The following is an 18,641-nucleotide window of genomic DNA, read 5'->3' as shown; positions in this document are numbered from 1 at the left end:
GCTGTTAACTGCTTGTGCCCTTGAAAAAGATTGCCGACCTCCTGCAACAGCGTATCCTCGTCCTCGACGGTGCTATGGGTACGATGATCCAGCGTTATAACTTAACCGAAGCTGACTACCGGGGCGAGCGCTTCCGCGATTGGCCCCACGACCTGAAAGGCAACAACGATCTGTTGTCGATCACGCAGCCGGACATTATTAAGGAAATTCACTGGCAGTACCTCGACGCGGGTTCCGACATTATCGAGACCAACACCTTCAGCAGTACCTCCATTGCCATGGCCGATTACTATATGGAGGCCCTGGCGTATGAACTGAACTACCAGTCGGCCAGGATTGCGAAAGAAGTGGCGGAGGAGTTTAACCAACTGAATCCGGAAAAACCCCGCTTTGTGGCCGGGGCTATGGGGCCGACCAACCGCACGGCCTCCCTGTCGCCGGATGTAAACAATCCCGGTTACCGCGCCATTACGTTCGATGAGCTTGTTGATGCGTACTACGAGCAGGTAAAAGGGCTGGTCGAAGGCGGCTGCGATCTGCTGCTGGTGGAAACCATCTTTGACACACTTAATGCCAAAGCGGCCCTGTTTGCCATTGATACCTTTTTTACGGGGTGTGGCACGCAACCGTTGCCGATTATGGTATCGGGTACCATTACCGACGCCAGCGGCCGTACACTATCCGGGCAGACGACCGAAGCGTTCCTGTATTCGGTTTCGCACCTGCCCCTGCTGAGCGTGGGTTTGAACTGTGCCCTGGGTGCCGAACTGATGCGGCCCTACGTACAAACCCTGGCCAAAGAAGCCCATTTCTATACTTCGGCCTACCCCAATGCCGGCCTGCCCAACGAGTTTGGCGAGTACGACGAAACGCCCGCCAGCATGGCGTCACAGATCGAAGGCTTTATCCGCGACGGATTTGTCAATATTGTTGGTGGCTGCTGCGGCTCTACACCCGACCATATCCGGGCTATTGCCGAGGCTGCGGCCAAATACCCGCCCCGGCCGATTCCTCAGCCCGAACCCTACCAGAAACTCAGCGGCCTGGAACCGCTGAAAATTACCGAAACGACCAACTTCGTCAACATCGGCGAGCGCACCAACGTGACCGGTTCCAAAGCGTTTGCCCGGCTGATTAAGGCGGGTGACTACGATGCGGCCCTGTCGGTGGCCCGGCAGCAGGTGGAGAACGGTGCGCAGGTTATCGACGTCAATATGGACGAAGGTATGCTCGATTCGGTGGAGGTAATGACTACTTTCCTGAACCTGATTGCCTCGGAACCCGATATTGCCCGCGTGCCAATCATGATCGACTCCTCCAAGTGGGAGGTCATCGAAGCAGGTCTGAAGTGCGTGCAGGGCAAAGCCATCGTCAACTCCATTTCGCTGAAAGACGGCGAGGAAAAGTTTATCGAGCGTGCCCAACTCATCAAACGCTATGGCGCGGCTGCCGTGGTGATGGCCTTTGACGAAAATGGACAGGCCGATAATTACGAACGGCGCATCGAAATCTGCGAACGGGCCTACCGGATACTCGTCGATAAGGTAGATTTCGCGCCCCAGGATATTATCTTCGACCCGAACATTCTGACGGTTGCCACGGGTATCGAAGAGCATAACAACTACGCCGTTGACTTCATCAATGCCACCCGCTGGATCAAAGAGAACTTGCCGCTGGCCAAAGTGAGCGGGGGTGTGTCCAACGTATCGTTCAGCTTCCGGGGTAACGATCTCGTCCGGGAGGCTATTCACACGGCCTTTCTGTACCATGCCATCCGGGCTGGTATGGATATGGGAATCGTTAACGCCGGTCAGTTAGGCGTATATGACGAAATACCCAAAGGCCTGCTGGAACGGGTGGAAGACGTCCTGCTCAACCGCCGGCCCGACGCTACCGAGCGCCTGGTCGAATTTGCCGAAACCGTGAAGGCCAAAGGCAAAGAAGTGGTGCAGGATGAAAGCTGGCGCAGCGAGCCGGTACACGAGCGGCTGAAACACGCCCTTGTGAAAGGTATTACCGATTATATTGACCAGGATATTGAAGAAGCCCGGCAGCAGTTCGATAAGCCGTTGCAGGTGATTGAAGGGCCGCTGATGGACGGCATGAACGTGGTAGGCGACCTGTTTGGGGCCGGTAAGATGTTTCTGCCGCAGGTAGTGAAATCGGCGCGGGTGATGAAAAAAGCGGTGGCCTATCTGATTCCGTTTATCGAAGCCGAGAAGCTGAAAGGGGGCGGAGAAGCCCGACCTGTCGGCAAGATTCTGCTGGCTACCGTCAAAGGCGATGTTCACGACATCGGCAAGAATATTGTGGGCGTGGTGCTAGCCTGTAACAATTACGAGATCATCGACCTCGGCGTGATGGTGCCTACCCAGAAGATCCTGGACGAAGCCCGGCGGCTGAACGTAGACATCATCGGTCTGAGTGGCCTGATTACTCCCTCGCTCGATGAGATGGTGGGTGTGGCTAAGGAAATGGAGCGGCAGGGCTTTACCCTTCCGCTGCTGATTGGTGGCGCTACCACCTCCCGTATCCACACAGCCGTTAAAATTGACCCGCATTACTCCGGGCCGGTGGTTCACGTGCTGGACGCCAGCCGGAGCGTACCCGTGGCCGGTCGGCTAACGAGTGAGGAGGCTGCTACCCGCAACGAGATCTTTGCCAATATAAAAGCCGAATACGCCCGGCTGCGCGAAGATCATGCCAAGCGTCGTCAGGAAAAGAACTATATCGGCATTGCTGCGGCCCGCGACAACCGTACGCCTATTGACTGGTCGACGTTTGAGCCGGTTAAACCCGCTTTCCTGGGAAACCGGCTTTTTGAAGACTATCCGCTGGCAGAAATCGCCAAATACATCGACTGGACACCGTTCTTCCAGACCTGGCAGCTCCACGGCAAGTACCCTAAGATCTTTGACGATACCACCGTCGGAGCCGAAGCGCGTAAGCTGTACGACGACGCCAACCGGCTGTTGCAGGAGGTAATTGACAAAAAACTGCTCAAGGCAAATGCCGTCATCGGCTTTTACCCGGCCAACTCAACCGACGACGACGTACTGCTGCACGAGTTCGACGAAGTAATCCGGGAAATTCCCTGCGAACGGCACGGCTCGCACACGCATCTGGAGTACAAGCTCAGTAAAACGGATCGGTTCGCCGATGCGATCCAATCCGTTTCCCCGCGTCAGCAATCCACCCCCGCCGCCAGCTCCCTCGTCTACGACACCAAAGCCGTACTTCGCTTTCTGCGCCAGCAGAACCAGAAAGCCGCTAACCTGCCCAACCTCTGCCTGGCCGATTTTGTGGCCCCGCTGGAGACCGGGCGCGAAGACTATATCGGCATGTTTGCCGTCACGGCCGGTATCGGCATCGAAACCCTCGTTGAGCAGTACGAGCGCGATCACGACGACTACAACAGCATCATGATCAAAGCCATTGCCGACCGCCTGGCCGAAGCCTTTGCCGAACTGATGCACCAGCGGGTTCGCAAGGAGTTCTGGGGCTACCAGCCTGACGAAAAACTATCGAACGAGGATCTGATCTCCGAAAAATACCAGGGTATCCGGCCGGCACCCGGCTACCCGGCCTGCCCCGACCATACCGAAAAGCAAATTCTGTTTGACCTGCTGGATGCTGGTCAGGCCGGTATTACGCTGACGGAGAGCTTTGCCATGTACCCGGCCTCGTCGGTGAGCGGCTTCTACTTCTCGCACCCGGAATCCCGGTATTTTGCCGTGGGCAAAATCAGCAGGGATCAGGTGCTGGATTACGCCCAGCGCAAAGCCATGCCGGTAGAAGAACTGGAGCGCTGGCTGGCACCGGTCCTCAGCTACGACGCCTGATGATAAGCCTCCTGAGTACCCGGGAGGCTTTTTTTAGGCCTTACCTTTACATTAGTCAATCCATAGATTTTGCCAAATACCGTTGGCGATAGTGCGGCAATCTATACCTTTGCGTGGGTAAAAATACGTTTATATACGAAGGAACAGGAGTTGGGCGCGGTTATACAGCCAAACCTGCTGTACGATAAATACTTACTAATTGCCCGAACAAAAGAGGCCGCCGGCTATTTACCAAGTACCATTTGCTAAACTATTAAAACCCGCAGGGCCAGGTTAGTGACGATGCATGTTCTCAACGTTTGGATTACGTTTATTTCGATTACCCTCATTTGCTCATCCTGCAATTCGGACACTGCCCAGGATAAGCAACTGAACCGTTCGGCCACGGCTATGCGGAACTGCGCCAAAGAACTGGAGCTGTCACCGCAGGAGGAGGCTCGTATCCGGGACGATATAAAGGCCGAACAAAAAGAGCAGCGCATCCGGGAAATCGCCCGCGCCAAGTTCCGGGCCGGCATGAACGGCAGTATTCTGGTAGCGCAGAAAGGCGTTGTGCTTTACAAGGGCTGGAACGGCCTGGGCCATTTTGAAAAAGGAAACCGGGATACCATCGTTGAAGATTCAAAATTCCAACTGGCTTCGTTGTCCAAAACCTTTACCGCCGTGGCTACCCTGAAACTGGTAGAGGCCGGTAAGCTGAGCTTTGAAGATACTATCCAGAAATTTTACCCTGATTTTCCCTACCACAACATTACCATCCACGACTTGCTGAGTCACCGGAGCGGGCTGCCCAACTACGCCTACGCCTTCGACGACAGCATGAAGATCAACTTTTACAAACGCGACAAGCCGTACCCGACCAACGCCACCATTATGCACTGGTTTGCCACGGTGAAGCCGACGCCCAAGCGGTATAATATTCCCGGCCGGACGTTCAGTTACAGCAATACCAATTATATGGTCCTGGCCTCTATCATTGAAAGAGTAGCCAACCAGCCTTTTGAAACCTTTGTCCGTAAGAATATTTTTGAGCCCCTGGGTATGCACAATACGTACCTGGCTACGTCTAAGAATGACTCCTTTAACCTCCATAAAACGGCGGGATACCAGGGCAACCGGCGTATTCCGAAAGATTATTACGACGATGTGCTGGGTGATAAAGGGGTTTACTCAACCATCGGCGATCTGTTCAAATGGTACATGGCCCTCAACGGCGATTGTCTGCTGCGAAAGCAAACCCTGGCTGAAGCGTTTATTCCCCGCAGTTTTGAGAAAAAAAGCCTGAAGAACTATGGCTACGGGTTTCGGATGCGGCTCGATAATAATGAGCAGCCGGAATACATCTACCATACCGGCTGGTGGAAAGGCTACAATACCATGTTCTGGTTTAGTCCGCGCCACCAATATGTCATTATTATGCTCAGCAACCGCCTGAACCGACTGGTGTATGATGTGCAGGGTATTGCCAACGTACTGGAAAGTACCAACCGGGATATTGGCCCCGACGACGATGGTGAAGTCGATATCTGATAAACAGGCGTTGGGCTGGCAGGTTTGATAAGAATGCTGTAAGTTGCCGAAAAATCCTGACCTGTTTTGTATGAACCTTTTTCGTCGGCTGGCGACGTTCGTCTCTGCCTCTTTCCTTATGGCCACTGCCATAGCCCAAACTCCCAACGAAGTAATCAAACTCTGGCCGGACAACGCCATTCCCAACGCTATTCCGGGGGCCAGTCTGCCCGAAAAAGGAGACCCAGGCAATGACGGTATTCTCCGGATCAGCCAGGTTTCGATACCCACACTGACGGTTTACCGACCCGACAAAGCCAAAGCCACGGGTGCCGCCATTATGATCTGTCCGGGTGGTGGCTATTCCATTCTGGCTTCCGGCCACGAAGGGGCCGATATGGCCCGCTGGTTTGCCGATCTGGGTGTAACGGCGTTTGTACTCAAATACCGGCTACCCGACGAGCGACTGATGACCAACCAGCACGAGGTGCCCCTGATGGATGCCATGCAGGGCCTGAAGCTGATCCGGCAGAACGCGAGCCGGTACGGTATCGATCCCGCCAAAATCGGCGTTATCGGCTTTTCGGCCGGGGGCCACCTGGCAGCTACCCTGTCGACGCACTACTACCGGGGAGCGCAGGCTAGCGCCGAGGCTAAGCCCAATTTTGCCATTCTGATGTACCCGGTGGTGACCTTTGGGGATAAGGCACATACCGGCTCCCGCGATAAACTGCTGGGGGCCAATAAAACCTCCGCCGACCTGATTGCCTATTACTCCAACGAACTCCAGGTGACCAACCAGACACCACCTACGTTTCTGGTTCACTCGATGGACGACAAAGCCGTACCTGTCGAAAACAGTATCAACTATTACCTGGCTTTGCTGAAGAACGGCGTTCCGGCCGAAATGCACCTGTACCCCACCGGCGGGCATGGCTACGCCCTACGCACCGAGGGCAAAGGCTCACTGGTCAACTGGCCGGAGAGTTGCAAGGCCTGGTTGAGGAGCCAAAATCTGATTCGTTAAACAAAAGAGGCCCCGGTTCAGGGGCCTCTTTTGTCAATTATTCAGAATCACCGGTAAGTTGCCCCGGCTACCCATAATCACAATCTTGGCGTTAGGCGATGCCGCCAGTTCGCGCTGGGCTTTAATTTGCTCATACTGCAACTGCTTATCGCTCAAACCCGTAGCCAGAATCTTCTGGTAGTCGGCAATACCCTGAGCCTCAACGCGCTTACGCTCAGCTTCCTGGCGCTCTTTCTGAAGAACAAACTGCATCTTTTGTGCTTCCTGCTCGGCGTTTATCTTCGACTCGATGGTCTGCTTAACCGAGGTCGGCAGCGTGATATTCCGCACCAGCAACTGCTCCAGAAACATGCCCCTGGCTTTAAAATCCTGATCGATGGCCTTAAAAATCCGGGCCTGAAACTCGTCGCGCTTGGTGGAGTACAGGGCTACGGCATCGTAATAAACGGCATTATCGCGGATACGGGTACGGGTAACCGGCCGGACAATTTTATCACTAAAGTCCGTACCGATCTCCCGATAAATCCGGGGTGATTCGGTCGGCACTACCCGGTACAGCACAGTCAGATCAATAATTACCTCCAGACCGTCGGCGGTCAGCACCCGAATGGCATCGTCTCCGGTTTTCTGGCCTTCATCATTTACGCCCGACATGGTATAGTTTTGGGTTTTTACATCCACTTCGGTGACGGTAGCCAGGGGGTTCACAAAGTTCAGACCCGGTGTCAATATATGATCGCTTACGTTACCGAACAGGGATACCACACCCACATGGCCGGCATCGATCTGGCGAATACTGGCCGTCAGAAAACCGACAATAAGCAGAATCAGGCCGATTACTTTAAACGGCCGGGAAAAGCGCGATATAGTCAGCGCTGGAGTATTAACGGCATACCCGGCGATGAGCGCGAACACGCCTAATATCATGAAAAACATGGTCTTCGGGATTTTTTTGGTTAAGTTATAAAAAAAGGCATCCGGTATTGCCAGATGCCTTTTAGGTACTACTCGATCAATTAACCCTTCAGCTTAAAAGCGTGAAGTCTTCGTACCTATATGAGTGAGAACGGGAGTTACTTTGTACCTTTCTTCTTATCAGCAGAGGAAGAGGTAGCCGCCTGAGCTGCTTCTTTCGACACAACTTCGCCTTTCAGATACAAGACAACAGAAGGCGTTTCGGCGTTGCTGGTTACGGTGACCGACTTGTTGAAGCCACCCATGGCAGCTGCGTTGTAGGTAGCCGAGATCGAACCTGTTTTACCCGGCATAATCGGCTCGCGGGAGAACGTAGGTTTGGTACAGCCACAAGACGCTACCGCATCGGCAATCACTATCGGATCTGTACCTGCGTTGGTAAACTCAAATACATGCGTGACGGGCTTCCCCTGCTCTACCTTACCGAAGTCATGCGTTTCTTTCTTGAACTTCATGACGCCCTTCTGTGCGTAGCCAACTGCAATAAATACAAAAAGAGCTACGAATAGTGAAAAAAACTTTTTCATTGGTATTTGATAAATTTAGGTTTGGTTAATTAGTTGCTACACACTACAAATGTAAACTGCCTCTGTGGCTTAGCCAAACAAACATCGGCCGCCGACCTGTTAACAAAGAAACGTAAAAAATCGTTTTTTTGAAAGCTGCCTCTTTTTATATTATTTTTATACGGCTTTATGCCAGGCCGAATTGAGTAAACGGTATACGTTATTACTCGGAAAAGACGGCAACACCTTCATCATCAAACGTTAGTCAAACCCTTTAAAGGCAGTTCTGTGGTAGCAAACGAACACCTACGTACGGTTGATATACTGAGCCGGGAACTTATTCTGGCAGATTACCGACTGGCCTGGGAGAGCCGGCAGGTGAGTCTGTTAGGGCGGAAAGATGTAATGGGCGGACGAGCCAAATTCGGGATCTTCGGCGATGGTAAGGAGGTCGCTCAACTGGCGGCCGCCCGCGCTTTCAGACGGGGCGACTTCCGGTCGGGGTACTATCGGGATCAAACGTTCGTGGCTGCTCTGGGAGAGTTAACCTGGACCGCTTTTTTTGCCCAGTTGTATGCCCATCCTGATGTAGTACACGACCCTAATTCGGCGGGTCGCCAGATGAATGGCCATTATGCCACCCGCTGGCTCGACGATAACGGGCAGTGGCGGAATCAGACCGAACTGTATAACTGCGCCAGTGATATTGCGCCTACCGCCGGGCAGATACCCCGATCGCTTGGTCTGGCGTATGCCTCCAAACTGTATCGGGAAAATCCCGACCTTCACGCCTTTACCCAATTCTCCCGGCACGGCAACGAGGTGGTTTTTGCCACTATCGGCGATGCCTCTACTTCGCAGGGGATGTTCTGGGAAACCATGAACGCGGCCGGCGTACTCCAGGTACCGCTGCTGCTGTCGGTATGGGACGACGGGTATGGCATTTCGGTGCCGGTGAACCTGCAGACCACCAAAGCCAGCATTTCCAAGGCGATGGCCGGTTTCCAGCGGGATGCGGAGGATAAAGGCTTTGCCATCTTCACCGTTAATGGCTGGGATTACCCGGCGCTGGTCGAGACGTTTGAGCAGGCAGCCCGCATCTGCCGCGACGAGCACGTGCCGGTATTGGTTCACGTGCAGGAACTGACCCAGCCGCAGGGACACTCTACCTCCGGCTCCCACGAACGCTATAAATCAAAAGACCGGCTGGCCTGGGAGGCCGAACACGACTGCAACCGGAAGTTCCGGCAGTGGCTACTGGAAAGCGGCATGGCCACTACCGAAGAGCTCGACGAAATTGAACTGGCAGCTGTGCAAACGGCCAAAAAAGCGCGGGGCGATGCCTGGAAAGCGTTTCTGGAGTCGACCAAAAGTGCCCATGAAGAGGCCCTTGCCCTGCTGCAGCAGGCTGCCCGGAATAACCCCAAAGCGCCCGAGCTGATGGCTCTGCGGGAAGAGTTGCGCCGGGAGACTAATCCCCTGTACAAAGATGCCGTAATCTCCGTTAAAAAAGCGCTGCGGGTGCTGCGGCACGACCACTCGGCCGGTAAGCAGGCCCTGCTCAACTGGCTGGAACAGGCAGGGCAGGAGAACGAAGACCGGTTTAGCTCGCACCTCTACAGCGAATCGCCCGAATCCCCAATGCAGGTTACCCCCCTGGCGGCTCAGTATACTGATGATAGCCCGCTGCTGGATGGTTACCTCATTATGCAGCGGTACTTCGACAGCCTGTTCGGTCGTGACCCACGCGTCGTAGCGATGGGGGAGGACGTAGGCCGGATTGGCGACGTCAATCAGGGCTTTGCCGGTTTGCAGGAGAAATACGGCAAACTCCGCATCACCGACACCGGCATTCGTGAAACAAGCATTATCGGGCAGGGTATTGGCCTGGCCATGCGCGGCCTGCGGCCCATTGCGGAAATCCAGTACCTCGACTATATTTTCTACGCGCTGGCAACGCTGACCGACGATCTGGCGACGCTGCAGTACCGCACCAAAGGCGGGCAGAAAGCGCCGGTGATTGTCCGGACGCGGGGGCACCGGCTGGAAGGTATCTGGCATTCCGGCTCACCTATGGGTGCCCTGCTGAACAGCCTGCGGGGTATACACGTGCTGGTGCCGCGCAACATGACGCAGGCGGTCGGCTTTTATAATACCCTGATCAAAGGCGACGACCCGGCGCTGGTGGTCGAATGCCTGAACGGCTACCGGCTCAAAGAAAGACTACCGGCCAATCTGACGGAATTCTGTCTGCCCCTGGGCATACCCGAAACGCTCCGGCAGGGCACCGATGTGACGGTGGTGACGTATGGCTCTATGTGCCGCATTGTGCTGGAGGCCGTAGAGTCCTTGCAGGCACTCGGCATTAGCATAGAGATCATCGATGTGCAATCGCTGCTGCCCTTCGATAGGTACCACCACATTGTGGAATCGGTGAAGAAGACCAACCGCGTACTGTTTGCCGATGAAGATTTTCCCGGTGGCACAACGGCCTACATGATGCAGCAGGTACTGGAAGGGCAAAACGCTTATCGGTATTTGGATTCGGCCCCGCGTACGCTCACTGCCAAAGCTCACCGGCCTCCCTACGGCTCCGATGGCGACTATTTCTCGAAGCCGAATGTCGAAGATGTAGTAGATATAGTGTACGAGATCATGCACGAGGCAGAACCGCAGCGCTTTCCGGCTCTATATTAGCGGAGATTGCAGGGATGGCCTGGTTTGCGGGAACTCCCCTGCTATCCATGCCCCCCTGCCATCCCCGCCACTTTTACCAAAACGCTGAGCGTCATCTGCGTTTTTAGTTTACCATGAGTAGTTACTTCAAGGATATACAGCAAGGGATCAGTACGACACTCCAGGGGCTAAAGCTGACCCTGCAGCACCTGCGTGATGCCACCAGCCGCCGGAAGCCTATTGGCGTGGCCGCAGCTAACTATTTTGAGCAGCAGACCGGCCTGGTTACGCTACAGTATCCGCACGAACAACTGCCTATCCCGGATAACGGCCGCTACCGGCTCCACAATGAGATCGAAGACTGCATCGTTTGCGATAAGTGCGCCAAAGTCTGCCCCGTGGATTGCATTACTATTGAAGCCATTAAAGCCACGGAAGAAATTGGCCGCGCTTCAGATGGGTCGCCCATTCGCCTGTATGCCTCCAAGTTCGACATCGATATGGCTAAGTGCTGCTACTGCGGCCTCTGTACGGTGGTATGCCCGACAGAATGCCTGACTATGGAGAAGACCTTCGACTATAGTGCCTATGAATTGGGTAATCTCACCTACAACTTTTCCAACCTGAGCCCGGAAGAGGCTAAAGAAAAGAAGCGCTTATTTGAGCAGTTCCAGCTGGAAAAAGAAGAACTGAAAGCCCAGCAGGCGGCCGCCAAAGTTAAAGCCGAACAACCCGCTGAACCTTCAGCCCCCAAGCGCCCGGTATTCCGGCCTACGCAGAAACCCGCAGCCAGTGTGTCTGAACCAGCACCGGCCCCCGAACCTGCGCCCGCAGCCGCGCCGGTTGAGGACAAGACGGAAACGCCCGTACCGAAGCGCCCAGTGTTCAGACCTACCCAAAAACCGGCAGTAAAGCCGGCTGCTCCTGAAGACGGCCCCCCTGATACCGGCGCAGTAACCCCGGCCGAAAAGCCTGCTGCAGCCACAGAAGAAGCAAAAAAGCCCGCACCAACCAGCGAGTCAGCATCACCTGCAGCACGTCCCGGATTCCGGCCGACGATGAAGCCCAGGCCAGCCGCTCCGGAAGCGTCTGAACCCGATGCAGGAAAATAAGTTGGTACTAACTATCTTTGCCGGGATGGTTGAACTGGCTTTCTACGGATTTGCGCTTCTGACGCTGAGCGGAGCAGTGGCGGTGCTGCTCACCCGGAATGTTCTCTACGGAGCATTTTTTCTGCTGCTGACCTTGTTGGGCGTTGCCGGCCTGTTTGTAATTGCCAGTGCCGACTTTCTGGCCGTTGCCCAGATCATGATTTACGTAGGCGGGGTTCTGGTACTGGTTATTTTCGGAGTAATGCTGACCAGCAAAACGGCATCGTCGGTGCCCGAAACAGACAGTCGGCGGCCAAATTATATCCTGACCCGGCACCGAAGCTGGCCAGTAGCCCTGCTGGTGGCGGGCTCCCTGTTTGGGGCTCTTTACAGTGTCCTGGTACGATCAGACTATGTGCTGTTCAATCGGCCGGCGGTATGGCAGACCAGTGTGGATACGATCGGCCGGCAACTGATGACGGAGTACGTGGTGCCGTTTGAAATTGCCGGTATGCTGTTGCTGGCTGCCCTGATTGGTGCGGCCTATCTGGCTTACCCACGTAAACCCGGTATCACCAATGGAAACCATTAATCCGGGCTGGTATCTGCTGGTGGGAGCGGCCCTGTTCAGCATAGGGCTGGCTATTGTGCTGTTAAAACGGCATGCCATTATGGTGCTGATGGGGGTGGAGCTGATGCTTAATGCGGTGAACCTGAACCTGGTGGCCTTTAGTCAGTACGACCCCGACCATTTACAGGGCCAGATGCTGGCGTTATTTGTCATGGTAGTGGCCGCTGCCGAAGCCGCTGTTGCCCTGGCCATAATCATTCAGGTATACCGGCACTTCCGGACAGTGCAACTGGATGAACTGAATGAGATGAAGCAGTAGGATACCTGAACGCCGGAGCGTATTTCCGGCCGCAGTAACCAGCTTATGAATACGGTGGAAGAACTATACGAAACCCTAATACAAGGCATTCTTGAAAACGGCTACGGTGTTGCCGATGATTTCCTGACGGCAGACGAAATGCTGCCGTTGGCCAGTCGCCTGCGTGCGCGTCGGGCACAGGGGCAGTTTCGAACGGCGGGCATGGGTAATCAGCAGGTCGTTGTGGAAGCCCAGATTCGGGGTGACGAAATCCAATGGCTCAGCGAATCGGACCTGACGCCCGATGAGGCTGTCTTTTGGCAGCGGGTTCAGGCGTTTATGGACTATGTGAACCGCACCTGCTACCTGGGCCTGCGCGAGTCGGAATTTCACTATGCCCTGTATCCGCCCGGCACCTTTTATAAACGTCACCTCGATCAGTTTCGGACAGATTCCCGACGAAAGTTATCGGTAATCTGCTATCTGAATCCGGATTGGGAGGAGCACGACGGAGGGCAGTTAGCGATTTACCTGCCGCAGGCAGCAGGGCAGGAGCGGACCGAACTAGTAGTGCCGAAAGGCGGCCGGCTGGTTTGTTTCGAAAGTGGCCGGTTGGAGCACGAGGTGCTACCGGCCACCCGGGAGCGGCTGAGTCTGACCGGCTGGCTCAAAACAGCGTGACCCGTTAATAAGATTTGCACGTTTTTTTGCGCGAGGTCGCTAATTAACACTAGTATCACGTTTGAAAACAGAAGACATAAAAATTTAACTACTCATTACTTCTCTATGCAGTCTCATGTGTATGCCGAGTTTGCGCATATTGAACGCGTTCATTGGTGGTTCAAGGCCCGGCGTGGTATTCTGGATTCTATTTTATCGGCTTTTGTGCCTAAAAAAGCGTCTAATTGTTTAGATATTGGGTCCGGGCCGGCTATAAATGCAATCATGCTGAAAAGGCACGCTCAGCGGCTTACGTTGCTGGAGCCTTCCATTGAGGGCGTAACCATGGCCAAGGAGAATCTGCCCGAAGCTACCATTATTCATGGATTTTTTCCGCAGGATCGTCCCGACGCCAAGTATGAGCTGATTACGGCGTTTGATGTAATTGAACATATTGAGGACGACAAAAGCGCAATAACGGCTATTGCCGGTATGCTGCAGCCCAACGGGATTACTGTAATTACGGTTCCGGCCTATAACTGGCTGTGGTCGGAGCATGACGACGTAGTACACCACAAGCGCAGATACACAAAAGATGGTTTACAGGAACTGATGGAATCGTCGGGGTTGGTTGTCGAGAAAATCAGTTACTTTAATTTCCTGCTGTTTTTGCCCATTAGTGCTGCTCGTTTTTTGCTGCGGGCGTCGAAAAAGAAACGAGAGGCTACCGATTTTTCACTTACTCCCAGTTTTATAAATATCCCGTTGCAGTATATTTTTTCGCTTGAGCGCTACCTGCTCAAATGGTCGTCCCTGCCTTTTGGTATATCCATTCTGTGCGTGGCGCGTAAGAAAGCTGTATAACTCTTTGCTTTGGTATATGAATGCCGGATAACGGATAACGCATTGTCGCTGCTTACCCTGCTTACCACCGGAGTACTGCTTCTGCCGTTTTCTGGTTTTCTGATGTTGTTGCGGTTGCCGGCTCCCCACCGCGCCGGCCGGCTTGCGGCCGGCCTGACCCTAACGGGGTTGCTGGCATCTCTGTGGCTGACCTGGCTCCTCCCGGGTGCGCCGGTTCACCTTCGGCACGAGTGGGTAACCTTACCCGGTATGAAGGTTGCCGTCAGCTTTCAGCTCGACAGATTGGCGGTGCTGATGCTCCTGCTGGTTCATGGTGTAGCCTTGCTGGTGCAGGTTTATTCGATCTCATACCTCCGCGACGAACGCCGGCTGAGCCGGTATTTTGCTTACCTGCAGTTGTTTGTGGGGGCTATGCTGGGTATTATCCTTGCCGGAAACCTAATAATCCTGTATGCGTTCTGGGAATTGGTTGGGCTGGCCTCGTACCTGCTCATAGGGTTCTGGTACGAGCGCCCGGCGGCCGCGTTGGCAGCCCAAAAGGCTTTCCTGATGAACCGGGTGGGCGATGCGGCTTTTCTGTTCGGCATTATTTATACCTATCATCTGCTTGGTACTACAGAACTGGCAGCTTTGGGTATGGCGGTGCCGGCCGGCGGTATGCCCACAGTGGTGGGGTTATGCCTGTTTATGGGTTGTGTGGCCAAATCGGCGCAGTTTCCGCTGCTGACATGGCTGCCTGATGCCATGGAAGGCCCTACGCCGGTATCGGCGCTACTGCACGCGGCTACAATGGTGGCGGCCGGTATTTTTCTGCTGGCGCGTATTCACCCGGTTTTTTCGCCGGATGCGCTGCTGGCGATTGTCGTTATCGGAACAGTAACGGCGCTGTGGGGAGGCTATTCCGCCTTATTCCAATCGGATATAAAGAAAGTACTGGCGTTTTCGACCGTCTCTCAGCTTGGGCTAATGGTAGCCGCTATGGGTACCGGAAATGTATCGGGGGCTATGTTCCACCTGCTGACCCATGCGTTTTTTAAAGCAGGTCTTTTCCTGAGCGCCGGGGCTGTACTACATGCCGTGCATACACAGGATATGCAGCAGATGGGTGGTTTGCGGAAAGCGCTGCCTATTACCTTTTGGGCGTACACTATCTGCGCGGCTGCGCTGGCGGGTTTGCCCTTCTTCTCCGGCTTTCTGTCTAAAGAAGCCATACTGGCTGGGGCCTTTGGCTGGGCCGCCGGGCCACCGACCAATCTGGCCTATTGTATTCCGCTGCTGCTGCTGCTCTCATCCGGATTAACAGCCTTGTATATGGCCCGGCAGTGGCGACTGATTTTCTTTGGCAACTACCGGAATGAAGGGGTGGCCTACCGGCATCTGCACGAGCCGGATGCGCTCATGCGCGTTCCGGTGCTGCTGCTGGCGGGGCTGTCGGTGGCCTTCTGGTTTTCGTTAAACCCGCTTTCGGCGCATAACAGCTGGTTTTTTTACTGGCTATCGGCCAAAGAACCGGCAGCGCCCTGGTGGCTGGCGGTGGTGTCTGTAGCCTTAGTGTTGCTCGGTGGTTGGCTGGGTTTTCGCCTGGTTGAACCCCGCCCGGAAAAAGTGTGGGTACGGGCGTCGGTGGCGTATGGATTCCTCGACGAGTTTTACCAGCGGAGCATTATTAATCCGGTTCGTTTTGTGTCGACGCTGCTGTACCGTACCGACCGGCAGGTGATCGACGGCGTGGTCGACGGCACCGGTATGGGCTCGGTGGTGCTGGCTCATATCATGCATTGGGTAGACAGATGGTTTGTCGATGGTCTTGTCAATGGCTCTGTCTGGCTGACAGGTCGGCTGGGTCGGCTGGCGCGGTCGGTGCAGAATGGCCGGGTGCAGTCGTATATTGCGACCGCCGTGGCGGGTCTGCTGCTTTTTCTCTGGTGGTTGCTGTAAAGGCTTATGAATATACCCATACTCACTCTGTTAATTTTTGTTCCACTGGCGGGTGCGCTGCTGGTAACGGCCTTGCCCGCCGACCGGCCCGAACGCTTCCGCTGGGTTGCGTTGGTGGTTGCCGTTGCCGAAGTGCTGTTAAGTCTGATGGCTTACACCGCCTTTGACGGGCAACTGGCCGATTACCAACTGCTGGAGCAGGCCGACTGGATTACGCTGCCGCTGGGCAACTTCGGTATTGCCTCCATCGATTACCTGGTTGGGGTCGACGGCATTAGTCTGCCGCTGGTGCTGCTGTCGGCGGTGGTGCTGCTGGCCGGGGTTGTATCGTCCTGGTCTATACGCCACCGCGAAAAAGCGTATTTCTCGCTGTACCTGCTGCTGACGGGAACCGTGATGGGCTGTTTTATGGCCCTGGATTTCTTTTTGTTTTTTCTGTTCTTCGAGTTCATGCTGCTGCCGATGTACTTTCTCATCGGCCTCTGGGGCGGTCTGCGCCGGGAGTATGCCTCCATCAAATTTTTTCTGTATACGCTGCTGGGCTCGCTGCTGATCCTGCTGGTGATGATTGCCCTGTACATGTCGGTGATGGACCCGGTCAGCACAGCGGTGGCATCGGGCATGGTAGCTGATCCGGCGGCCGTAACCAGCGATATAATCCGGTTGGTGCAACTGCGACTGGCCAATTTTCAGCTCAGTTCGGCGGAGATTGTGCATACCTTCGACCTGCGGTATATGGCCGACGGCAGCAATTACCTGCCGAGCTCTTTTCTCAGCTTATCGGGCGAAACCATACTACTGGGCTTACCCACGCGGATGCTGGCATTCTGGGCGGTATTTATCGGATTCGCCATCAAACTGCCCATTGTTCCGTTACATACCTGGTTGCCCGACGCGCACGTAGAAGCGCCGACGCCCGTTTCGGTGGTTTTGGCGGGGGTGTTGCTAAAGATCGGCGGCTACGGTTTTCTGCGAATTGCCTGGGGATTGTTTCCGGACGGTGGTGCCGAATTTGCCCGTCCCCTGGCGGTTTTGGGGGTGCTTTCCATCCTTTACGGTGGCCTGAATGCCTTAGCGCAGGCAGACGTCAAAAAGCTGATTGCTTACTCATCGGTATCTCATATGGGTTTTGTGCTGCTGGGTATTGCATCGCTAACGTCCGAAGGTATTAACGGAGCGATTTACCAGATGGTCAGCCATGGCGTCTTATCCGCCATGCTGTTCCTGATTGCCGGGGTCATTTACGACCGTACCCACGACCGGCGCATTGATAGCTACCGGGGTCTGATCGCGCCCATGCCGCAGTACGCTACGCTCACGGCCATTGCTTTTTTCGGCTCATTGGGCCTGCCCGGCTTTTCGGGCTTTGTGGGTGAGCTGTTTACGCTGATGGGGAGTTTGCAGTCGTTCTGGCTACCCGGCTGGATGACCGCCGTGGCGACCCTGGGTATTGTGCTGGCGGCCGCGTATTTCCTCTGGACGCTGCAGCGAATGTTCTTCGGCCCGTATTGGTCGCGGCACGAGGCCACCCACAGCCTGAGTGACCTGACCAATCGGGAGCGCTGGCTGCTTATACCTTTAGGGGTTCTGGCGTTGCTGATGGGGCTTTTTCCTAACCTGATCTTCAACCTGACCAATGCCAGTGTAGCCCGCTGGCTGGAGAAGTTTGTGGTGGGGTAACCAGGTTGCCGTATGGGCAGTTGGATAAAAAGACTTTTTTATTCCGAAACCATGCTCCGGCAAAAACACAAACAAGCGTTATTTTACGCCGGACTGGCCGGCGCAGCCATTGCCGTGCTGGATGCACTGGTGCTGGAACGGTACTTCTTTCAGATCAAGCGGTATGCCATTGGCAACCTAAACGCTAAAGACGAAAACTCCCGGCTTAAACTACTGCTGCTGACCGATCTGCACCTGGAGAAAATAGTCGATTCACGTTACACGCGTCTGGCCGAAACCATCAATCAGATACAGCCCGACCTGATCCTGATGGCGGGTGATTCGGTGGATGCCGACGGGAAGAATCAGCCGCTGGACGAATTTCTGAATCTTCTGCCCAAACAGATTCCGAAAGTGGCGATTCTGGGAAATCATGAATACAAAGCCGACATCTCGCTGGACGCCCTGCGCAATGTGTACCGGAAGCATAACGGTGATCTGCTCGTTAATGAATCCAAAGCGTATGACATACAGGGCACCCGCTTTATGATTACCGGCCTGGATGACATGCTGAATGGTGATGCTAATTTGTTTCAGGCGCTGGAAAACGTCGGGTCGGAGCGTCACCACCTGGCGCTGATTCATAGTCCTCTCCAGCAGGAACAACTCAGGAAGGATTTGGCTCGTTTAAACGCCGGCCGGAGCGAGGCCGATAAAATAAGCATCAGCTACCTGTTTGCCGGGCACAATCATGGCGGGCAGGTCACCTTTTTCGGCCTGTTTACGCCCATACTGCCCCCCAAAGCCGGAGAATATATCAGCGGCTGGTATAACAAGGAGAAGCCGTTTCTGTACGTTTCCAAAGGGTTCGGTACCTCAACGGTCCCTTTCCGTTTCTGGGCGCGGGCCGAAATTACGCTACTGCATTACTACCCCTGACAAGTATAAACCTACCGTACCCGGCAAACTCATTTTAATGCCGCGATTGCCAACATTCTGCCGTATCCTGGGTTAGCATACAGGGA

Annotated in this window: 14 protein-coding genes; 12 read left to right on the top strand and 2 right to left on the bottom strand. The window is 54.7% G+C overall.

Features of this window, described 5'->3' with window-relative positions; all coding sequences use genetic code 11:
* The first annotated feature begins 20 nt into the window (after positions 1–20).
* From metH to ABD931_RS15615, 3 genes are all read left to right on the top strand, one after another.
* Positions 21–3,842 (top strand): methionine synthase, encoded by a 3,822-nt coding sequence (metH, locus tag ABD931_RS15625; protein ID WP_345268696.1) that lies wholly within the window; start codon positions 21–23, stop codon positions 3,840–3,842.
* A gap of 282 nt (positions 3,843–4,124) precedes the next feature.
* A complete protein-coding gene (locus tag ABD931_RS15620; RefSeq protein WP_345268695.1) occupies positions 4,125–5,372 on the top strand; it encodes a serine hydrolase domain-containing protein in 1,248 nt (415 codons plus the stop codon).
* Between the two features lie 70 nt (positions 5,373–5,442).
* Positions 5,443–6,378, top strand: a complete 936-nt coding sequence (locus tag ABD931_RS15615; RefSeq protein WP_345268694.1) for an alpha/beta hydrolase — start codon at positions 5,443–5,445, stop codon at positions 6,376–6,378.
* Positions 6,379–6,411: 33 nt separating this feature from the next.
* Here the strand turns inward: ABD931_RS15615 and ABD931_RS15610 are convergent, their stop codons facing one another.
* Both ABD931_RS15610 and ABD931_RS15605 read right to left on the bottom strand, forming a co-directional pair.
* Positions 6,412–7,314, bottom strand: coding sequence for a prohibitin family protein (locus tag ABD931_RS15610; RefSeq protein ID WP_345268693.1), 903 nt, complete (start codon positions 7,312–7,314; stop codon positions 6,412–6,414).
* Between the two features lie 137 nt (positions 7,315–7,451).
* Positions 7,452–7,880, bottom strand: a complete 429-nt coding sequence (locus ABD931_RS15605) for a DUF1573 domain-containing protein (RefSeq protein ID WP_345268692.1) — start codon at positions 7,878–7,880, stop codon at positions 7,452–7,454.
* A gap of 267 nt (positions 7,881–8,147) precedes the next feature.
* Between ABD931_RS15605 and ABD931_RS15600 the strand changes: the two genes are divergently transcribed.
* The 9 genes from ABD931_RS15600 (at position 8,148) to ABD931_RS15560 (ending at position 18,555) form a co-directional block, all read left to right on the top strand.
* Positions 8,148–10,556 (top strand): alpha-ketoacid dehydrogenase subunit alpha/beta, encoded by a 2,409-nt coding sequence (locus ABD931_RS15600; RefSeq protein ID WP_345268690.1) that lies wholly within the window; start codon positions 8,148–8,150, stop codon positions 10,554–10,556.
* 113 nt (positions 10,557–10,669) lie between these two features.
* A complete protein-coding gene (locus ABD931_RS15595; protein WP_345268689.1) occupies positions 10,670–11,647 on the top strand; it encodes a 4Fe-4S dicluster domain-containing protein in 978 nt (325 codons plus the stop codon).
* Between the two features lie 25 nt (positions 11,648–11,672).
* Positions 11,673–12,218, top strand: a complete 546-nt coding sequence (locus tag ABD931_RS15590) for an NADH-quinone oxidoreductase subunit J family protein (protein ID WP_345268752.1) — start codon at positions 11,673–11,675, stop codon at positions 12,216–12,218.
* Complete coding sequence (gene nuoK / locus ABD931_RS15585) at positions 12,205–12,516, top strand: NADH-quinone oxidoreductase subunit NuoK (RefSeq protein ID WP_345268688.1); 312 nt, start codon at positions 12,205–12,207, stop codon at positions 12,514–12,516. The genes ABD931_RS15590 and nuoK overlap by 14 nt, the downstream gene beginning before the upstream one ends.
* A 45-nt stretch (positions 12,517–12,561) precedes the next feature.
* Positions 12,562–13,176, top strand: coding sequence for a 2OG-Fe(II) oxygenase (locus tag ABD931_RS15580; RefSeq protein ID WP_345268687.1), 615 nt, complete (start codon positions 12,562–12,564; stop codon positions 13,174–13,176).
* Positions 13,177–13,281: 105 nt separating this feature from the next.
* On the top strand, positions 13,282–14,019 hold the full coding sequence (locus ABD931_RS15575) for a class I SAM-dependent methyltransferase (RefSeq protein WP_345268686.1): 738 nt from the start codon (positions 13,282–13,284) through the stop codon (positions 14,017–14,019).
* Positions 14,020–14,046: 27 nt separating this feature from the next.
* The gene (locus ABD931_RS15570; protein ID WP_370469325.1) at positions 14,047–15,957 is read left to right on the top strand and encodes an NADH-quinone oxidoreductase subunit 5 family protein; all 1,911 of its coding nucleotides are present in this window, start codon (positions 14,047–14,049) and stop codon (positions 15,955–15,957) included.
* 6 nt (positions 15,958–15,963) lie between these two features.
* Positions 15,964–17,637 carry a complex I subunit 4 family protein gene (locus ABD931_RS15565; RefSeq protein WP_345268684.1) on the top strand — a complete coding sequence of 558 codons (1,674 nt, stop codon included), beginning with the start codon at positions 15,964–15,966 and terminating at the stop codon, positions 17,635–17,637.
* Positions 17,638–17,688: 51 nt separating this feature from the next.
* Entirely contained in the window at positions 17,689–18,555 is an 867-nt protein-coding gene (locus ABD931_RS15560) for a metallophosphoesterase (protein ID WP_345268683.1), read from the top strand.
* Positions 18,556–18,641 lie beyond the last annotated feature (86 nt).

Source organism: Nibrella viscosa, from assembly GCF_039541875.1.
In the GTDB taxonomy this organism is placed as follows: domain Bacteria; phylum Bacteroidota; class Bacteroidia; order Cytophagales; family Spirosomataceae; genus Nibrella; species Nibrella viscosa.
Note: the sequence above shows the minus strand (reverse complement) of the source record. Positions and strands in the feature narration are given on the sequence as shown.